Source organism: Inquilinus limosus (assembly GCF_002195995.1).
Classification (GTDB): Bacteria; Pseudomonadota; Alphaproteobacteria; order DSM-16000; family Inquilinaceae; genus Inquilinus; species Inquilinus limosus_C.
Genome location: NZ_NHON01000038.1, coordinates 23792 through 41391, shown reverse-complemented (window position 1 = coordinate 41391; position 17600 = coordinate 23792). Strand labels below are relative to the sequence as shown.

Annotated in this window: 17 protein-coding genes; 5 read left to right on the top strand and 12 right to left on the bottom strand. The window is 71.8% G+C overall.

Annotation, left to right across the window (positions count from 1 at the left end; translation table 11 throughout):
• Positions 1-128: 128 nt before the first annotated feature.
• Genes nadC through nadA form a run of 4 tightly spaced genes read right to left on the bottom strand, consistent with a single transcriptional unit; the run spans position 129 to position 3942 of the window.
• A complete protein-coding gene (gene nadC / locus BWR60_RS19860; protein ID WP_088152744.1) occupies positions 129-980 on the bottom strand; it encodes a carboxylating nicotinate-nucleotide diphosphorylase in 852 nt (283 codons plus the stop codon).
• A 5-nt stretch (positions 981-985) separates the two neighbouring features.
• Positions 986-1348, bottom strand: a complete 363-nt coding sequence (locus tag BWR60_RS19855) for a hypothetical protein (protein ID WP_088152743.1) — start codon at positions 1346-1348, stop codon at positions 986-988.
• Positions 1349-1363: 15 nt separating this feature from the next.
• On the bottom strand, positions 1364-2944 hold the full coding sequence (locus BWR60_RS19850) for an L-aspartate oxidase (RefSeq protein ID WP_230983110.1): 1581 nt from the start codon (positions 2942-2944) through the stop codon (positions 1364-1366).
• Positions 2944-3942, bottom strand: a complete 999-nt coding sequence (gene nadA / locus BWR60_RS19845; protein WP_088152742.1) for a quinolinate synthase NadA — start codon at positions 3940-3942, stop codon at positions 2944-2946. The genes BWR60_RS19850 and nadA overlap by 1 nt, the downstream gene beginning before the upstream one ends.
• 228 nt (positions 3943-4170) lie before the next feature.
• Here nadA and BWR60_RS19840 point away from each other — a divergent pair, with 228 nt between their 5' ends.
• Positions 4171-5121: an aldo/keto reductase gene (locus tag BWR60_RS19840; protein ID WP_088152741.1), complete on the top strand. Its 951-nt coding sequence runs from the start codon at positions 4171-4173 to the stop codon at positions 5119-5121.
• A gap of 337 nt (positions 5122-5458) precedes the next feature.
• Here the strand turns inward: BWR60_RS19840 and BWR60_RS19835 are convergent, their stop codons facing one another.
• The 4 genes from BWR60_RS19835 to BWR60_RS38200 all read right to left on the bottom strand — a co-directional run bounded on the left by BWR60_RS19835 (position 5459) and on the right by BWR60_RS38200 (position 9195).
• Positions 5459-6106, bottom strand: a complete 648-nt coding sequence (locus tag BWR60_RS19835; protein ID WP_088152740.1) for a hypothetical protein — start codon at positions 6104-6106, stop codon at positions 5459-5461.
• A 71-nt stretch (positions 6107-6177) separates the two neighbouring features.
• Positions 6178-6621: a GNAT family N-acetyltransferase gene (locus BWR60_RS19830; RefSeq protein ID WP_088152739.1), complete on the bottom strand. Its 444-nt coding sequence runs from the start codon at positions 6619-6621 to the stop codon at positions 6178-6180.
• Complete coding sequence (locus BWR60_RS19825) at positions 6618-7616, bottom strand: NUDIX hydrolase (protein WP_221345211.1); 999 nt, start codon at positions 7614-7616, stop codon at positions 6618-6620. The genes BWR60_RS19830 and BWR60_RS19825 overlap by 4 nt, the downstream gene beginning before the upstream one ends.
• A 67-nt stretch (positions 7617-7683) precedes the next feature.
• Entirely contained in the window at positions 7684-9195 is a 1512-nt protein-coding gene (locus BWR60_RS38200; RefSeq protein WP_230983115.1) for an alpha/beta hydrolase, read from the bottom strand.
• 138 nt (positions 9196-9333) lie between these two features.
• On the opposite strand from BWR60_RS38200, the gene aspS reads away from it, so the two are divergent.
• The 3 genes from aspS (at position 9334) to BWR60_RS19805 (ending at position 13920) form a co-directional block, all read left to right on the top strand.
• Entirely contained in the window at positions 9334-11133 is a 1800-nt protein-coding gene (gene aspS / locus BWR60_RS19815) for an aspartate--tRNA ligase (RefSeq protein ID WP_088152737.1), read from the top strand.
• A gap of 393 nt (positions 11134-11526) precedes the next feature.
• Positions 11527-13053, top strand: coding sequence for an ABC transporter substrate-binding protein (locus BWR60_RS19810; RefSeq protein ID WP_088152779.1), 1527 nt, complete (start codon positions 11527-11529; stop codon positions 13051-13053).
• A 54-nt stretch (positions 13054-13107) separates the two neighbouring features.
• Positions 13108-13920, top strand: coding sequence for an EipB family protein (locus tag BWR60_RS19805; protein ID WP_088152736.1), 813 nt, complete (start codon positions 13108-13110; stop codon positions 13918-13920).
• Between the two features lie 152 nt (positions 13921-14072).
• On the opposite strand, the gene BWR60_RS19800 is transcribed toward BWR60_RS19805, so the two are convergent.
• Both BWR60_RS19800 and BWR60_RS19795 read right to left on the bottom strand, forming a co-directional pair.
• Positions 14073-14771 carry a superoxide dismutase gene (locus tag BWR60_RS19800; protein WP_088152735.1) on the bottom strand — a complete coding sequence of 233 codons (699 nt, stop codon included), beginning with the start codon at positions 14769-14771 and terminating at the stop codon, positions 14073-14075.
• Positions 14772-14904: 133 nt separating this feature from the next.
• On the bottom strand, positions 14905-16203 hold the full coding sequence (locus BWR60_RS19795) for a DNA polymerase IV (RefSeq protein ID WP_088152734.1): 1299 nt from the start codon (positions 16201-16203) through the stop codon (positions 14905-14907).
• 166 nt (positions 16204-16369) lie between these two features.
• Between BWR60_RS19795 and BWR60_RS19790 the strand changes: the two genes are divergently transcribed.
• Complete coding sequence (locus BWR60_RS19790) at positions 16370-16735, top strand: response regulator (protein WP_088152733.1); 366 nt, start codon at positions 16370-16372, stop codon at positions 16733-16735.
• Between the two features lie 223 nt (positions 16736-16958).
• On the opposite strand, the gene rpmG is transcribed toward BWR60_RS19790, so the two are convergent.
• Together rpmG and BWR60_RS19780 are read right to left on the bottom strand one after the other, a co-directional pair.
• Positions 16959-17126 carry a 50S ribosomal protein L33 gene (rpmG, locus tag BWR60_RS19785; RefSeq protein ID WP_034846881.1) on the bottom strand — a complete coding sequence of 56 codons (168 nt, stop codon included), beginning with the start codon at positions 17124-17126 and terminating at the stop codon, positions 16959-16961.
• Positions 17127-17257: 131 nt separating this feature from the next.
• Positions 17258-17584, bottom strand: a complete 327-nt coding sequence (locus tag BWR60_RS19780; RefSeq protein ID WP_088152732.1) for a hypothetical protein — start codon at positions 17582-17584, stop codon at positions 17258-17260.
• Positions 17585-17600 lie beyond the last annotated feature (16 nt).

The following is a 17600-nucleotide window of genomic DNA, read 5'->3' as shown; positions in this document are numbered from 1 at the left end:
GGCCGTCGCGCACCACGTCGGTGACCAGCGCGACGATGCTGGTGGTCAGGCCGCCGGACGGGATGGCGGGATCGGCATAGCGCGAGATCGCGACCGGCCGCTCCCGGATGTCGACGATCCGCATCGTCCTACCCCTCCCAGTCCAGGCCGAGGTCGAGGATCGGCGCCGAATGGGTGATCCAGCCGGCGGAGATCAGGTCGACGCCGGTGGCGGCGATCGCCGGCACCGTCTCCGCCGTCACCCGGCCGGAGGCCTCGGTCACCACCTCTCCGTCGACCCGGCGCACCGCCTCGCGCAGCTGGTCGGGGGTCATGTTGTCCAGCACCACGGCATCGACGCCTTCGGCCAGCGCCTCGTCGAGCTGGGCGAGCGTGTCGACCTCCACCTCGATCTTCACCAGATGGCCGATCGCAGCGCGGGCCCGGGCGATCGCCGGCCGCACCCCGCCGGCCACAGCGACGTGGTTGTCCTTGATCAGCACCGCGTCGTCGAGGCCGAAGCGGTGGTTGACGCCGCCGCCGGCGCGCACCGCGTGCTTCTCCAGCGCCCGCAGGCCCGGCGTGGTCTTGCGGGTGCAGGCGATGCGCGCCTTGTGCGGCCGGGCGGCCGCGGCCAGCGCGGCGGTGGCGGTGGCGACGCCGGACAGGCGGCACAGCAGGTTCAGCGCCACGCGCTCCGCCGCCAGGATCGGCCGGGCCGGGCCGTCGATGCGGATCACCGCGTCGCCCGGCGCCACCCGGCTGCCATCCGGCAGCAGGATGGCGACGGCGATGGCGGGGTCGAGCAGGCGGAAGGCCAGGGCGGCGGCGTCGGTGCCGGCCACGGTGCCGGGCTGGCGGGCGGCGATGGCGCCGCTCATCCGTGCCTCGGCCGGGATCACCGCGGCGCTGGTGATGTCGCCGGCGCGGCCGAGATCCTCGGCCAGGGCGGCGCGGACGATCGGCTCGACCAGCAAAGCGGGGAGGGGAGAGAGATCCATCGGGATCAGTCCTTGCGTTCGGCGGGGGCCAGGAGGCCGTCCTGGACCAGCAGCTCGAGAAGCCGGGTGTAGGTCGGGGCGCCGTCCTGCGCGTTGCGGGCCAGGACGCGGTCGATGTCGGCGCTGGCCCCCTGCAGGCGATAGGGCCCGCCATCGACCATCTCGCAGGCCCGGCAGATCTCGATCAGGGCCTGCAGCTCGCGCAGATGCATCGCCTGGAAATACGAGGCCTCCATCGGTGCGGAGCTGTAGCCGCACTCGGCATAGGTCCGGTCGGTGAAGGCGCGGAAATCATAGACCGGCATCCAGGGCGGGCAGGGGATGCCCGCCGTCCAGGCCCCGAAATCCGTGAAGGTCGAAAGCGGCATGGGGTGATCCTCCGGTCAGGCATGCCCGGCGACGGTCGGGGCATCCTCGGCGCCCCGGCACTGTACCGGCCCGCCGCTCTCCAGCACATCGGCGAGGGTGAGGAAGGAGGGGGCGGAGGCAGGGTCGGCCTCGGGCCGGTCGCTGCGGCACTGGGCGCCGCGGCTCTCGCGTCGGCGCAGCGCGGCGGTGGCGATCATAAGGCCGGCCAAAGCGCGGTCGGCCAGGGGCGAGGGCGCGGCATCGGCCAGCGGGCGCAGGGCGGTGATCGCGGCCAGCAGCCCGGCTCCGTCGCGGACCACGCCGACATGGCGCTCCATCACCCCGCGCAGCGCGGCGACGATGCCGGCATCCGCGGCGGGGCGGTGGCCGGCGCCGAGCGGCAGCGGGCGCAGCGGCGGCCGAGCCTCGCCGCCGCGGATGTCCTCGGCGATCCACTCCGCAGCGGCCAGCGCCTCGAGCAGCGAGTTGCTGGCCAGGCGGTTGGCGCCGTGCAGCCCGGTCGCTGCCACCTCGCCCGCGGCCCAGAGGCCGGGGACGGAGCTGCGGCCGCGCCCGTCCACCGCCACCCCGCCCATATGGTAGTGAGCGGCCGGGCGGATCGGGATCGGCTGCCGGAGCGGGTCCAGCCCGGCCTCGCGGCACAGCGCGCCGACCTTGGCAAAGCGCTCCAGCTTGGCACCCAGCGGCCGGGCATCCAGGAACACCGGCTCGCCGGCCATGACCCGGCGGAACACGGCGCGGGCGATGACGTCGCGCGGGGCCAGGTCACCCTGCGGATGGTCGGCCATCACCCGTTCGCCCGCCGCCGTCACCAGCACGGCGCCCTCGCCGCGCAGCGCCTCGGTGGCCAAGGGCATCGGATCGCGGCCGACGGCCATGGCGGTCGGGTGGAACTGCACGAACTCCAGGTCGCGCAGCACCGCGCCGGCGCGCGCCGCCAGCGCCAGCCCGGTGCCGGCCGCGCCGAGGGGGTTGGTGGTGTGGGCGTAGAGGCCGCCGACCCCGCCGGTCGCCAGCACCACGGCCCGGGCCGGGATCGCCACCGGCTCCCCGTCCTCCCGGGCCAGCACGCCGCACACCCCGGCCTCGTCGCGCAGCAGGGCGGTGGCGCGGGCGTGGCGGATGGCGATGCGGAGATCGGCCCCGGCGGCCCGGGCCAGGGTGCGCAGCACCGCGGCGCCGGTGCCGTCGCCGCCGGCATGGACGATGCGGCGGCGGGAATGCGCGGCCTCCAGGCCGAGGGCGAAGCCGCCGCTGTCGGTCCGGTCGAAGGGCGCGCCCAGCCCGGCCAGCCAGGCGATGGCGCCGGGGGCGGCTTCGGTGACGCGCCGCGCCACCTCCGGGTCGCCGAGGCCGGCGGCGGCCGCCAGCGTGTCGGCGGCGTGCAGGGCCGGGTCGTCGTCGGGGCCCAGCGCCGCGGCGATGCCGCCCTGGGCCCAGCCGGTGGCGGCCTCGGTGCCGACCGGCGCGGCCGACAGCAGCAGCACCGGCAGCGGCGCCAGCCGCAGCGCCGCGGCCAGCCCGGCGATGCCGGCGCCGATCACCACGACACGATCACGAGCATTGGCCTGCGGGCGGAAAGACATCGCGTCCATCAGCGCACCTCCAGCATGCGTTCGACCGCGGCGCGGGCGCGGCCGGCCACGGCGGGGGCCAGCGTCACCGCCTCGGTCATCGTCTCCAGCGCGTGCCGGATCCCGGGCAGGGTGATCCGCTTCATGTGCGGGCACAGGTTGCAGGGCCGGATGAAGTCGATCTCCGGGAACTGCACGGCGACGTTGTCGCTCATCGAGCATTCGGTCACCAGCACCACCCGGCCGGGCCGTTGCTTCGCCACATAGTCGCTCATCGCCGCGGTGGAACCGGCGAAATCGGCCTCGGCCACCACCTCGGGCGGGCATTCCGGGTGGGCCAGCACGGTCACGCCGGGATGGCGGTCGCGCAAGCCCCGGATGTCGTCCGGGCCGAAGCGCTCATGCACCTCGCAGGCGCCCTGCCAAGCGATGATCTCGACCTTCGTCTCGGCCGCGACATTGGCCGCCAGGTAGCGGTCGGGGATGAAGATGACCCGCGGCACGCCCAGGCTCTCCACCACCTTCACGGCGTTGCCGGAGGTGCAGCAGATGTCGCTCTCCGCCTTCACCGCGGCCGAGGTGTTGACATAGGTCACCACCGGCACGCCCGGATAGCGGCGGCGCAGCAGGCGCACATCCTCCGGCGTGATCGAGTCGGCCAGCGAGCAGCCGGCCCGGGTGTCGGGGATCAGCACCGTCTTGGCCGGGTTCAGCAGCTTCGCGGTCTCGGCCATGAAGTGCACGCCGCACAGCACGATCACCGACGCCTCGACCCGCGCCGCCTCGCGCGCCAGGGCCAGGCTGTCGCCGGTGATGTCGGCGATGCCGTGGAAGATCTCCGGCGTCTGGTAGTTGTGCGCCAGGATCACCGCGTCGCGCTCCCGCTTCAGCCGCAGGATGGCGTCGATGTCGGGGGCGAAGCCGGGCCAGTCGAAGGCCGGGATGACGCGGGACAGGCGGCCGTACAGCGGCGCCATGCGCGCGGCGACGGCGGGGGTGTATTCGGCATGGGCTGACATCGGGTTCTGCTCACTTCGAGAATTACGAGGACAGGGGCGGCCCGAATCGGTGTCGCTTTGGTTACTCTAATTCTCAGAATAAGAAAATCAAGTGGCGGCGCAGCGACCGCATTGGCAGCGGCGGCCGCGGGGCTACATTGGAGGGGGCAGGAGTCGCCGCCGGTCCCCTGCAAGACCAACCCCGCGGCCAGGCGCAGCGGCGCCCGGCCGAAGCCAAGGAGAGACATCGTGGAGCAGCGCAATCTCGGCCGGTCCGGCATCCGGGTCGGGCCGCTGGCCCTGGGCGGCAACGTGTTCGGCTGGACCGCGGACGAGGCGGCCTCGTTCCGGGTGCTCGACGCCTTCGTCGATGCCGGGCTGAACCTGATCGACACCGCCGACTGCTATTCCTCCTGGGCGCCCGGCAACAAGGGCGGCGAGTCGGAGACGATCATCGGCCGCTGGCTGAAGCGCAGCGGCAAGCGCGACCGGGTGGTGATCGCCACCAAGGTCGGCTGGGAGATGCCGGGCCGGCCGCAGCGCAAGGACCTGTCGGCCGCCTGGATCCGCGAGGAGGTCGAGAATTCGCTGCGCCGGCTGCAGGTCGACGTCATCGACCTGTACCAGTCGCATCACGACGATCTGGAGACGCCGCAAGAGGAGACGCTGGCGGCGCATGCCGAGCTGATCCGCGCCGGCAAGGTGCGGGCGATCGGCGCCTCGAATTTTTCCGCCGAGCGCTTCGCCTCCGCCCTGAAGCTCAGCGAGCAGGGCCTGCCGCGCTACGAGACGATGCAGCCGCATTTCAACCTCTATGAGCGCTCGCATTACGAGGGGCCGCTGGAGGATCTGTGCCGGCGCGAGGGCATCGGCGTGATCAGCTATTTCTCGCTGGCGGCCGGCTTCCTGACCGGCAAGTACCGCAGCGAGGCCGACCTGTCGCAGAGTGCCCGCGGCGGCGGCATGAAGGACCGGCTGAACGCGCGCGGCCTGCGCATCCTCGGCGCCCTCGACACGGTGGCGGAGGCGCATGGCGTGCGCCCGGCCACGGTGGCGCTGGCCTGGCTGATCGCCCGGCCTGGCCTGACCGCCCCGATCGCCAGCGCCACCAGCCCGGAGCAGCTGGAGGACCAGATCGCCGCCACCCGCCTGACCCTGACCGCCGAGGAGATCAGGCTGCTGGACGAGGCGGGGCGGTAGGAGGCGGCGAAGGCTGGCGGGCGTGAGGGCCTGAACCATCGCATTGCCTCTCCCGCGTGGCGGGAGAGGTCGGGCTCGCGCAGCGAGACCGGGTGAGGGCTGGTCCCGGCCTCGACTAAGCCCCCTCACCCGGAGGCGTAAACGCCTCCGACCTCTCCCGTAAACGGGAGAGGCAAAATCATCGGTTTTGATCACTGGTTCCGCAGCCATACTGTCATTGCGGCCCCGGCCTTGAGCCGGGGGAAGCAATCCATGCAGCAGCATGGGCGGATCGATGGATTGCTTCGTCGGCTTCGCCTCCTCGCAATGACGAGGTGGGAATGCCTGGCGCAGGCCCTCAGCTGCTGTCCGGCTTCAATGGTGCCGGCATGAGCCGGCCGGCGTCGGGCTCGTCCATCGGGCGAGGCCAAGCCTCCGCCGGGGCTCGTTCGGCAGGCTCCGCCACCGCGTCGACGGTCACCGCCTCATCCGCCCATCCCGGCGGCAGCCAGGACGGATCCGGCGGCAGGCCGATCTTCCGGCTCACCGCGCGCACGAAGTCTTCGGGTGACAGCAGGTCCAGCTGCACGTCGAGGACCTCGTCCTCGGTCAACCTCTCCCACACCAGCGACCGGACGCGCTCGACATCCCCGGGCTCGGCGGGCCGGGCGATCGCCTTGACCGCGGCCTCGGCCGCCTGCTCCCGCTTCTGGCGCCGCCGCTCCTGCTCGCCGGACGCGATCCGCTCCTGCTTGCGCAGCAGGTAGTTGGCCCGGATCCGTTCGGTCATCGCGATCGACAGCCGCACCGAGCGCGCCAGCCGCGACTGCATCAGCGGATAGTTCGGCATCTCCGCGTCGTGCAGGATCCGCTCGTGCTCACGCACGGTGGCCCGCATGGTGCGGATGTCGAGGTCGACCACCTCGCGCAGCCGGTTCAGCGCCCACTCCGTCCAGCGCAGGTCGGTGTCGCTCGGCTTGATCGGTTCGGGCTGCACCTCATCCATAGAACGTATCATGAACGAAAGTCGCAGTTAAGGCTACTGCGATCGTGCGTCCGGCTCCGGCAGGCGCCCGGTCACAGCCGGCGCGACAGGATCGCGCGGTCGGTGCCGGCGAAGCCGTGGCGGCGGTACAGGCGGGCGGCGTCCGGGTTCCCGGCCTCGACCTCCAGATGCACGGCGTGCACGCCCTCGGCCTGGAGCAGCCGCACCAGCGCCTCCAGCACGGCCGAGCCGTGGCCGCGGCCGCGATGGGCGGGCTCGATGTAGAACTCGTCGATGAAGGCGTCGCGGCCGCCGAACTCGATGCTCCAGGACCAGGTCACCACCAGGTAGCCGACCGCTTCGCCGCCGGCTTCGATCATCCAGCCGGCGGCGAAGCGGGTGCCGGCGACGATCTCCGCCAGCGCCCGGCGGCCGCCCGGGGTCAGCGGGTGGTTGTCCTCGTCGTTGAAGGCGATCGCCATGGCCAGCAGCCGGTCATGGTCGGCCGGCGCCAGTGGGCGCAGCGCGACGGTCATGCCGGCCGGCGCGACACGGGCAGGCGGACGCCGGGCTCGGGCTGCTCCTGCAGCACCTCGCGGCGGAAGCGCACCAGCCGCGCCGGGCGGCCGCCGGTGCCGCCGGCGACCTCGCCGGTCTCCTCGACCAGCCCCTGGCTGTCGACCAGGCGGCGGAAGTTCGGGGCGTGCAGGCGCAGGCCCGCCAGCGCCTCGACCGTGCGCTGCAGCTGCGACAGGGTGAAGGTCGGCGGCATCAGCTCGAACACCACCGGCCGGTACTTGATCTTGCCGCGCAGCCGGCCGATGCCGGTGGCCAGGATGCGGCGGTGGTCGGCCGCCATCGGCGCGCCCTCGGCCAGGGCCGGGCAGACCCGGCCGGGGCCGTCGCCCGGGGCGTCACGATGCGCCTCGGCGGCCAGCCCGGCCTCGTACATCAGCTCGTAGCGCTCCAGCACGCGCTCCTCGCCCCAGGGCAGGCCGCCCAGGCCGAAGGCCAGGCGCAGCCGGGCCTCGCGCCGACGGCGTTCCGGCTCGGCCGTGGCGGCCCCGGCCCAGCCGGCCAGCGCCGCCTCGATCCGGTCCAGCAGCTCGGGCCGGCCGGCGCGCCGGTCCTCCCAGGGGAAGTGGCGGTACCAGTCGCTCCACAGGCTGTCGCCGGCGCCGGCCGCCTCGCGCAGCAGCGCCAGATAGCCGACCGACAGCACCCGGCCGGGCCCGGCCAGCTGCCGGTCGCGGTCGCCGAAGGTGTAGAGCTGCTCGACATAGCCCAGCGGCTGTCCGGTTTGCGCCTCGACCCAGGCGCGCAGCCCCAGCTCCAGCGTCCGGTGCTGCGGCTCCAGCGGGCCGGCGGGCAGGGCGTCGGCGCCGTCGGGCCCGCGCAGCGCCAGCACGCGCGGCGTCTCGCCCGCCACCGCCACGACCACGGCCGACAGGTCGACCGTCACCCGGTCCTGGGCGGCCCGGCTCTGAGGGGATTGCGGCGCCCGCTGCGCCCTGGCCGTCACGCCGGCCATCGTGGATCGGAAGCCTCGACTCGCATGCGGCCAGGATAGCATGGGCGGGCGTCGCCCGGATGACGACTCACGGTCGCCGGGCCTGCCAGTCCGCCGGCGGCTCGAAGATCATCGGCACCAGCCTGGCGAAACACTCATGGTCCGGCCGCCGGGCCGGGTCATCGAGGAACCGGCCGATGATCCGCTTGGCGCAGGGATTCAGCACGCCATGGCCCTGGCCGGGAAAGACGAGGCTGGTGCCATGGGCCAGCCGCTTCACCGCCGCCGCCGCCCAGGAGGGCGGGGTGCGCGGATCGAAAGCTCCGGAGATCAGCAGCGCCGGGATGTCGCTGGTCACCGGCGCAGCATCGCGCTCCGGGCTATGCGGCACAGGCCATGCGGCGCAATACCCGTCGGCGGCCTGATCCCAGACCTGGTCGGCGAAGCGCCGATCCCGGGACCGCGCCTTGTCCATCCAGGTGGGATCGGCGGGAAACAGATCAGCGCAGGCGACCGACATATAGAGAGACTGGTCCCAGGCCAGCTCCCTGATCTCCAGGTCGAGCAGGTCTATCCTCTTGCTGCTGGCGAGCAGCCGCGGATTCCCGCCCTCCAACTCCTCGATCATGCGCGGGATGAAGCGCGCGCGGTCGCTGGACTCCAGCATCCCGTTGACGACGTCGCGAAACATCCAGCCGTCGATCCGCGCGGTCTCGCCGCCGGAGATCGGAATCGTCAAGGGCGCGTGGTCGAACCGCTCGGCCAGGGTTAGGAATCGCCGCTCGAGATCGGGGTATCCCTCGGCGCAGCCCGGATCGGCATTGCAGGCCGCAAGCAGGGCATCGAACGCCTCTCCGGCATTGGCCGCGGAATCGTAGAAATTGGCCTCGGGCGGCCACACGCCCTCGAGGATGGCGGAGCGGATGCCCTCCGGATGGTCGCGCATCACGATCATCGCGACGCGGGAGCCGAAGGAGGCCCCCCAGAGGTTCCAGGCCGGGTAGCCCAGGGCCTGGCGCAGATCGGCGACATCGGCGGCGATCGTCGCGGTGGTGATCTGGCCGGGATCGTGTCCCGCCTCCCGGAACCTGGCCCAACATCCCTTCGCCTTCTCGCGCAGGGCGGCCGCCACGATCGCGCTGGAGGGCTGGTTGTGATCCAGGACGAACTGCCGCTCATACGGATCGAGCGGGCCGCAGGGGGACGGCAGCAGCCTCGATTCCCCGACGCCCCGCTGGTCGAACAGGACCAGCCGGCGTGTGCCCAGCCAATCCGATGTCTTCGGCACCATGGTCCAGCCGGGCAGCCACTCCGCGTCAAGGCCGGTCGCGTAGCCGGGCCCGCCGCCGATGTAGAGCACTGGGTCCGGCTGCAGCGCGCGATCCGTCCGCCACAGGGTCACCACCCGCAGGCGGATGCGCGGGCCGTCCGGCCGGGCGCGGTCCTCCAGCACCGTGACGGTGCCGCAGTCCACGGCGACGTCCTCCGGCAGGACCAGGCCGGCCGGGCAGTCATCGGCGGTGAAGAACGGCGGCCGGCGCTCCTCCGCCGCGGCGGATCCGGCGGCGAGGAAAAGGGCGAGGGCGAGGATCCAGCGCATGCGGTCGGCGGTCCGGAACGAGGCGAAGCGGCGGCCATTCTGCCGGAGGCAGGGCAGGGGCGTCGAGCCGCGGCTTGACAGGCCGGCGCGGGCGGTGTCAGTGACCACCGTTTCACGCCAAGGTCCGAGAGCGATCCCATGCACGCCTACCGCACCCACACCTGCGGCCAGCTCCGTCCCGAACAGGCCGGCGAGACCGTCCGCCTGTCCGGCTGGGTCCATCGCAAGCGCGACCATGGCAATCTGCTGTTCCTCGACCTGCGCGACCATTATGGCCTGACGCAATGCGTGGTCGACACCGACAGCCCGCATTTCAAGGCGGCCGAGGCGGTGCGCGTCGAGAGCGTCGTCACCGTCACCGGCACCGTGGTCAAGCGCAGCGCCGAGACCGCCAACGACAAGCTGCCGACCGGCGGCATCGAGGTGCGGATCGACGATTTCGTGCTGCAGTCGGCCGCCCAGGTGATCCCGCTGCAGGTGGCGTCGGACGAGGACGCCGGCGAGGATATCCGCCTGCGCAACCGCTTCCTCGACCTGCGCCGGCAGAAGATGCAGCGCAACATCGTGCTGCGCAGCGAGGTCATCTCCTCGATCCGCCGCCGCATGATCGACCAGGGCTTCCGCGAGTTCCAGACGCCGATCCTGACGGCGTCGAGCCCCGAGGGCGCGCGCGACTTCCTGGTGCCGGCCCGCCAGCACCCCGGCAAATTCTACGCCCTGCCGCAGGCGCCGCAGCAGTTCAAGCAGCTGCTGATGGTGGCCGGCTTCGACCGCTACTTCCAGATCGCGCCCTGCTTCCGCGACGAGGACAGCCGCGCCGACCGCAGCCCGGGCGAGTTCTACCAGCTCGATTTCGAGATGAGCTACGTCACCCAGGAGGACGTGTTCCAGGCGATCGAGCCGGTGCTGCGCGGCGTGTTCGAGGAGTTCTCGGACTTCAGCGGGACCAAGCGCGCGGTCACCGCCGGCGCCTTCCCGCGCATCCCCTATGCCGAGTCGATGCTGAAATACGGCAACGACAAGCCGGACCTGCGCAACCCGCTGGTGATCGCCGACGTCACCGCAATCTTCGCCCGCGAGGATGTGACTTTCCGCGCCTTCAAGGGCGTGATCGAGAAGGGCGGCGTGGTGCGCGCCATCCGCGCGCCGAAGGTGGCCGACAAGCCGCGCAGCTTCTTCGACAAGCTGAATGGCTGGGCGCAGGAGCTGGGGGCCCCGGGCCTCGGCTACGTCGTGTTCGAGGCCGGCGCCGGCAAGGGCCCGATCGCCAAGTTCCTCGAGGCGGGCGCCCAGGACGCGCTGCGCGAGGCCACCGGCGCCGAGGATGGCGACGCGGTGTTCTTCGTCGCCGACCTGGAGGCCGCGGCCTGCAAGCTGGCCGGCTACGCCCGCACCAAGATCGGGCAGGAGCTCGAGCTGATCGACCCGGACCGCTACGAGCTGTGCTGGATCGTCGACTTCCCGATGTACGAGCTGAACGAGGAGACCGGGCAGATCGACTTCAGCCACAACCCGTTCTCGATGCCGCAGGGCGGGCTCGAGGCGCTGGAGACGCAGGACCCGCTGACCATCAAGGCGTTCCAGTACGACATCGTCTGCAACGGCGTCGAGCTGTCCTCGGGCGCGATCCGGAACCACAAGCCGGAGATCATGATCAAGGCGTTCGCGATCGCCGGCTACAGCCAGGACGTGCTGGAGGCGAAGTTCGGCGGCATGCTGTCGGCCTTCCGCTTCGGCGCCCCGCCGCATGGCGGCTCGGCCCCCGGCATCGACCGCATCGTCATGCTGCTGGCGGATGAGCCGAACATCCGCGAGGTCATCGCCTTCCCGATGAACCAGCGCGCCGAGGACCTGCTGATGGGCGCCCCGGCCGAGGTCGACCCGGCCCGGCTGAAGGAGTTGTCGATCAAGCTGGACCTGCCCAAGAAGGCGGGCTGAGCGTTTCGCCCGCGGCTCCGGTCGCGGGCGGCTCCTCATCAGAGCGGGATGGGCTCAATCCCGATCGAGTCATCCCCAGGGGCAGTGAGCTTTTGCCTCTCCCGCTCGCGGGAGAGGCCGGAGACGCGAAGCGGCTCCGGGTGAGGGGATTTGTCGAGGCCGGGACCAGCCCTCACCCGGTCTCGCTGCGCGAGCCCGACCTCTCCCGCCACGCGGGAGAGGCAACACGTGCAGACGCTCGAGATCCTCCTCAATCATCCCGCTCTAGATCCGACATTTCGGCGTCGTCGCGGCCGGGTACTCGCGCTACCCTGCCGATGCACCGCCGTTCGGCGGTCCGGCAGGGCGCGCCTCGACCCTGCGATCAGAACAGAATTCGCAGGGATGCTGCCGATGATCGGACGGTCTGGACGGACAGCCGCGCTTGCCGCGGTGCTGCTGAGTCTCGTTGTCGCCTCGCCGGCCCTGGCCGCCGGGATCCGGATCGGCCTCGACGCCGACCCGGACGTACTGGACCCCGCCCAGGGCGGGTCGGTCTCCGGCCGCCAGGTTTTCGCCGCGATGTGCGACAAGCTGGTCGGCGTCGCCCCGGGCGGCGGCTTCCAGCCCGAGCTCGCGACGAAGTGGGACTGGTCCGGCGACGGCAAGGCGCTGACCCTGACGCTGCGCGACGGCGTGGTGTTCCAGGACGGCGAGCCGTTCGACGCGGCGGCGGTGAAGGTCAATCTCGACCGCTATCGCAGCGCCCCGATCTCGCGCCGCAAGTCGGAGCTGAAGCCGGTCGCCGATGTCACGCCGGTCGACCGGCTGACGGTGCGGATCACGCTGTCCCAGCCCTATGCGCCGCTGGTGGCGGTGCTGTCCGACCGCGCCGGCATGATGCTGTCGCCCAAGGCGCTGGCCCGGGCCGGCGACGGCATCGGCTCGCACCCGGTCTGCGCCGGGCCGTTCGAGTTCGTCGAGCGGCAGCAGGGCGACCACATCCTGCTGAAGCGCTTCGACCGGTACTGGAACAGGGATGCGGTCTTCCTCGACACCGTCACCTACCGGCCGATGCCGGACGAGACGGTGCGGCTGCTCAACCTGCGCTCCGGCGATCTCGACCTGATCGAGCATGTGCCGACGGTCGAGGCCGCGGGGCTGCGCGACGACCCGGCCGTGACCGTGGTCGACGCCCCGTCGATCGCCTATGACCTGATCACCTTCAATGTCGGCCATGGCGACAAGGCCAAGTCGCCGATCGGCCAGGACGCCCGGGTGCGCCGGGCGCTGGAGCTGTCGCTGGACCGCGACGCCATCAACGCCGCGGCCTATGAGGGCATGTTCATTCCCGGCAACCAGCCGGAGGTGCCGGGCACGACCTTCGAGGATCCCGGCCACCCGATGCCGGCGCGCGACGTCGACAAGGCCAAGGCCCTGCTGGCCGAAGCCGGGGTGCCGAACCCGTCCTTCACCCTCCTGGTCACCAACAGCCCGGTCACCCAGCAGGTCGGGCAGATGATCCAGGCGATGGCGGGCGAGGCCGGCTTCGACATCAAGCTGCAGGCGCTGGAGGCGGCGACCCTGGCGGCCAGCGCCGATGCCGGCGACTTCCAGGCGGCGATCGCGATCTGGAGCGGCCGGCTGGACCCGGACGCCAACATCGCCGCCTGGGCCGGCTGCGACGCCTTCCAGAACTGGGGCCGCTACTGCAGCGGGGACCTCGACGCGGTGCTGGCGCAGGCGCGCGCCACGACCGACCAGGCCGCGCGGGTGGCGCTATACCGCCAGGCCGCCGGGCTGTTCCTGGCCGACCTGCCGCAGATCGTGCTGTACCATTACCGCTCGGTCTGGGGCATGCGCCGCGCGGTGCAGGGCTTCACGCCCTATCCGGACGGGCTGATGCGGCTGCAGGGGGTGAAGATCGAACCCGCGGGCTGAGGGCGCGGCGCCGTCGCGCTTGCATCCGCCGAAGGCTTCGGGCTGAGATGCGCCATGATCCGCATCGCTCCGTCCGCCGCCTTCGCCCTCCTGCTCCTGTCCGGCGCGGCCCAGGCCGCCCCGACGGTGGCGCTGCAGCCGCATCGGGCGGTCTACACCCTCAGCCTCGACATGACGCGCGGGCAGCGCAGCGTGATCTCGATCGAGGGGCAGATGGAGTATCGCTGGGCCGCGGCCTGCGACGGCTCCAGCTTCGAGCAGAACTACCAGGTGGCGATGGTCTACGCCTCGGGCGACACGCTGACCCGCAAGACCCGCTACGCCGGCTGGGAATCCGCCGACGGGCGCGAGCTGACCTACAAGCTCAGCTCCTCCACCAATGGCGAGGACAAGGAGGATATCCGCGGCACGGCGCATCTCGACGGCGCGGCGGGCGGCGACGCCGTGTTCAAGACGCCGGCCGACCTGAAGCAGGCGCTGCCGGCCGGCAGCCTGTTCCCGACCACGCATATGGAGCGGCTGGTCGAGGCGATGCGGCAGGGGCAGCCGGTCTTCACCGCCGGCTTCTTCGACGGCAGCTCCGCCGACGGGCCGCAATATGTCAGCGTCGGGATCGGCCGCACCCAGCCGGGCGAGGCCTCGGCCAACCCGCTGCTGCGGGGGCCGTCGCACCCGATCAGCATGGCCTTCTACACGGTCGGCAAGCCCGACAAGGACGGCGCCGGCGTGGAGCTGCCGGAATACGAGCTGCGCCAGCGCCTGTTCGAGAATGGCATCGCCGACCGCATCGTCATCGACTATGGCGACTTCGCCATGGCGGCGAAGCTGGACACGCTGGAGCCGGTCGACGCGCCGCGCTGCGATTGAGGCGGCGGAGCCGCCCCCTCACCCGAAATCGCTGCGCGATTTCGACCTCTCCCCAAGGAGAGGTGTAACGCGGCATGCGCTTTAAGCCCTCTCCTTGGGGAGAGGGAGGGGCCCGCCGCGTTGGCGGCGGGAGGGTGAGGGGGCTTCCGGACTCAGGCGCCGAGGCGGTCGGAGACGACGGACCAGTTGACCAGGCTTTCCATCACCGCCTTGACGTGGTCGGCGCGGCGGTTCTGGTAGTCGAGATAGTAGGCGTGCTCCCAGACATCGATGCCGAACAGCGGCTGGCCGCCATGGGCGAAAGGCGAATCCGCGTTCGATGTGCCGACCAGGGTCAGCTTGCCGGCATCGGCGACGAGCCAGACCCAGCCGCTGCCGAACACCTTGCCGGCGGCGTCGGTGGTGGCCTTGACCAGCGCGGCCTGGTCGCCGAAGGACTCGCTGATGGCGTCGGCCAGCCGGCCCTGCGGCGCCTTCGGCCCGCCGGGGGTGAACTGCTCCCAGTACAGATTGTGGTTCCAGGCCTGGCCGGCCTGGTTGAACACCGCCTGGTCCTTGGCCGTGGCCGATTTCACCACCACCTCGGCCAGGGTCATCGACTCGTAGGGCGTGCCGGCGGCGAGCTTGTTGAGCGCGTCGAAATAGGCCTTGTGGTGCTTGCCGTAATGCAGGCCCACGGTCTCCGCCCCGATCGTCGGCGCCAGCGCGTCCTCCTTGAACGGCAGCGGCGGCTGCTTGAACGGGCCCGCCGGCGCCGCGGCCGTCTGGGCCAGGGCCGGGGCGCCGATCCGGGCGGCGGTGGCGGCGAGGGCGGCGGCGCCGCCCAGCGTCAGGGCATCACGTCGGTTCATCGCAGGCTTCCTCGGTTGGGCGCCGGCCGCGCCGGCGGATGGCGTGAAAGCAGGTGGGGCGCAGTCTCTCCTTGACCAGGGCCTGCCGCCCAGTGGGATCGGCGACACGCGACTGAAAGACGCTGCGGGGCGCCTATCCGGGGCCGCGCGGCAGGCCGGAGCGGCCCTTGGCGATGGCGTCGGGCCCCAGCTTGCGGCGCATCTCGTCCATCGCCTCCTCGACCGCGCGTCGCTTGGCCGGGGCGGGGTCCAGCAGGTCCGGCGGGTCGGCCAGCCGGCCCTCGACCAGGTCGGTGCAGCCGACACCGATCAGCCGGAAGGCCTCGCCATTCGCCGCCTGCTCGACCAGCGGCGCGGCAATGCGCCAGATCGTCTCCGCCAGCTGGGTCGGGTCGGCCAGGCGGTGGCTGCGGGTCAGCTGCCGGAAGCTCGCCGTCTTCAGCTTCAGCACCACCGTGCCGCCGGCCAGGTCCTGCTTCTTCAGCCGGGCCGACACGGTCTCGCACAGCGGCCACAATTCGCGCTGCAGCGCCTGCGGGTTCTGGATGTCGACGGTGAAGGTGGTCTCGGCCGAGATGCTCTTGGTCTCGCCGTCCGGGTCGACCGGTCGCTGGTCCTCGCCGCGGGCATAGCGGTACAGGCGCCGGCCGAACACGCCGAAGCGGCGGACCAGCGCGCTCTCGTCCAGCCGCCGCAAGTCGCCCACGGTGCGGATGCCGTCGCTGAACAGCTTCTCGCGCATCACCTTGCCGACGCCGGGAATGATGCCGGCCGGCTTGTCGGCCAGGAAGGCCATGGCGTCGCCCCGGCCGATCACGGCGAAGCCGCGCGGCTTGTCCAGGTCCGACGCGATCTTGGCCAGCATCTTGTTCGGCGCAAGGCCGATCGACAGGGTGACGCCGATCTCGCGCTCGACCTGGCGGGCGATGGCGGCGCAGGTCTCGGCCGGGCTGCGGCCGTGCAGCGCCTGGGTTCCGGACAGGTCGAGGAAGGCCTCGTCCAGCGACAGCGGCTCGACCTTCGGCGTCGCCGCCAGGAACAGCGCCCGGATCTGCCGGCTGACCCCGGCGTATTTCTGCATGTCGGGGCGCAGCACCACGGCGTCGGGGCAGGCCTCCAGCGCCTTGAACATCGGCATGGCCGAGCGCACGCCGTACAGCCGGGCGACATAGCAGGCGGCGGACACCACGCCGCGCGCCCCGCCGCCGACGATCACCGGCCGGTCCTGCAGCTCCGGCCGGTCGCGCTTCTCCACCGTGGCGTAGAAGGCGTCGCAGTCGAGATGGGCGATGCTCAGCTGATGCAGCTCGGCATGGCGGATCAGGCGCGGCGACCCGCAGCGGGCGCAGCGCCGCGCCCCCGGCGGCGGATGCGCGCCGCAGTCCCGGCACAGGCCGGGCAGCAGGCCGGCCCGGTCCGGCTTCGGGGTCATCGGGGGCCGGGCTCCTGCCGCGATGCCGGATTGGGATCGGACATGGCGCCATTGTACCCGTTTTGTACCGGATGCGCACGGGAAGTCAGATCGCGGCTTTACAAGGAACAATGCGGGATTGATCTTGGCTGGCCCGGCCGTGGCGCCGGGCACTGGGAACCCGCGCATGCCGAAGACCGTGATGATCGTCGAGGACAACGAGCTCAACCGGAAGCTGTTCGTCGACGTGCTCGAGGCCAACGGCTACGCCACGATCGGCACCGACAGCGCGTCGGAGGTGATGGCGCTGGCGCGGGCGCACCGGCCCGACCTGATCCTGCTCGACATCCAGCTGCCCGAGATCTCGGGGCTGGAGGTGACGAAATGGCTGAAGGCCGACCGGGAGCTGGCCGCGATCCCGGTGATCGCGGTGACGGCGCTGGCGATGAAGGGCGACGAGGCGATGGTGCGCGCCGGCGGCTGCGACGACTACATCTCGAAGCCGATCAGCGTGGCGGGGTTCATCGCCACGGTGCGCCGGCACCTGGATTAGGGGGCGGCGCCTGGCAAGACCGTCATTGCGAGGAGGCGAAGCCGACGAAGCAATCCAGGGGCCACGCCAAACAGCCCTGGATTGCTTCGCTGCGCTCGCAATGACGCGTTCTCAAGGAGCAGTGGCAGGCCGAGCCGCAGCCATGCAAAAAGCCCCGCCACCGGCGGGGCTCCGTCAGGAACGCAGAGAAGCAGCGCCCGGTCGGCCGACCGGACGACGCTGCTTACTTGATCTTGCCTTCCTTGAACTCGACGTGCTTGCGCACGACCGGGTCGTACTTCTTCAGCGTCAGCTTCTCGGTCTTGGTCTTCGGGTTCTTCTTGGTAACGTAGAAGAAACCGGTGTCCGCGGTGCTGTTCAGGCGGATCTTGATGGTGCTCGGCTTGGCCATGATGCTGGTCCCAATATGACTCTGCTCGGCGCCGCATCACGGGCCGGGAAGCGCGCACCATAGCGTCCGCGCCGCCCGAGTCAAGCGCGGCGTGGTCGGGGCGGCGATCTTCCGGCGCCGCGCGCGGCGGGTCAGCGCTCGCCGGCCAGCCGGTCGCGGATGCGCTCCGGCCCGCCGGCCATCCGCCGGGCGAAGGGCCGGTCGGGGTCGACGACGCGCCAGACCGGGGTGCTGCCGTCCTGGCTGAGGCGCACCAAGTGCCGCTGCACCGTCACCGGGCAGCAGGCATCGGCGCCATGTGCCGCCGCCAGCGCCCGCCGCAGCGCCCCCAGCTCCGACAGCCGGCCGGGCGGCGCGGCCCGCAGCGCCTCGGCCACCATGGCCTCGCTGGGGATCAGCATGCTCTGGGTCGCGCTCCGGCCCTTGCGCCGCGTCTTGATCACCGGCGGTTCATCCATGGCTCACCTCCTGGGC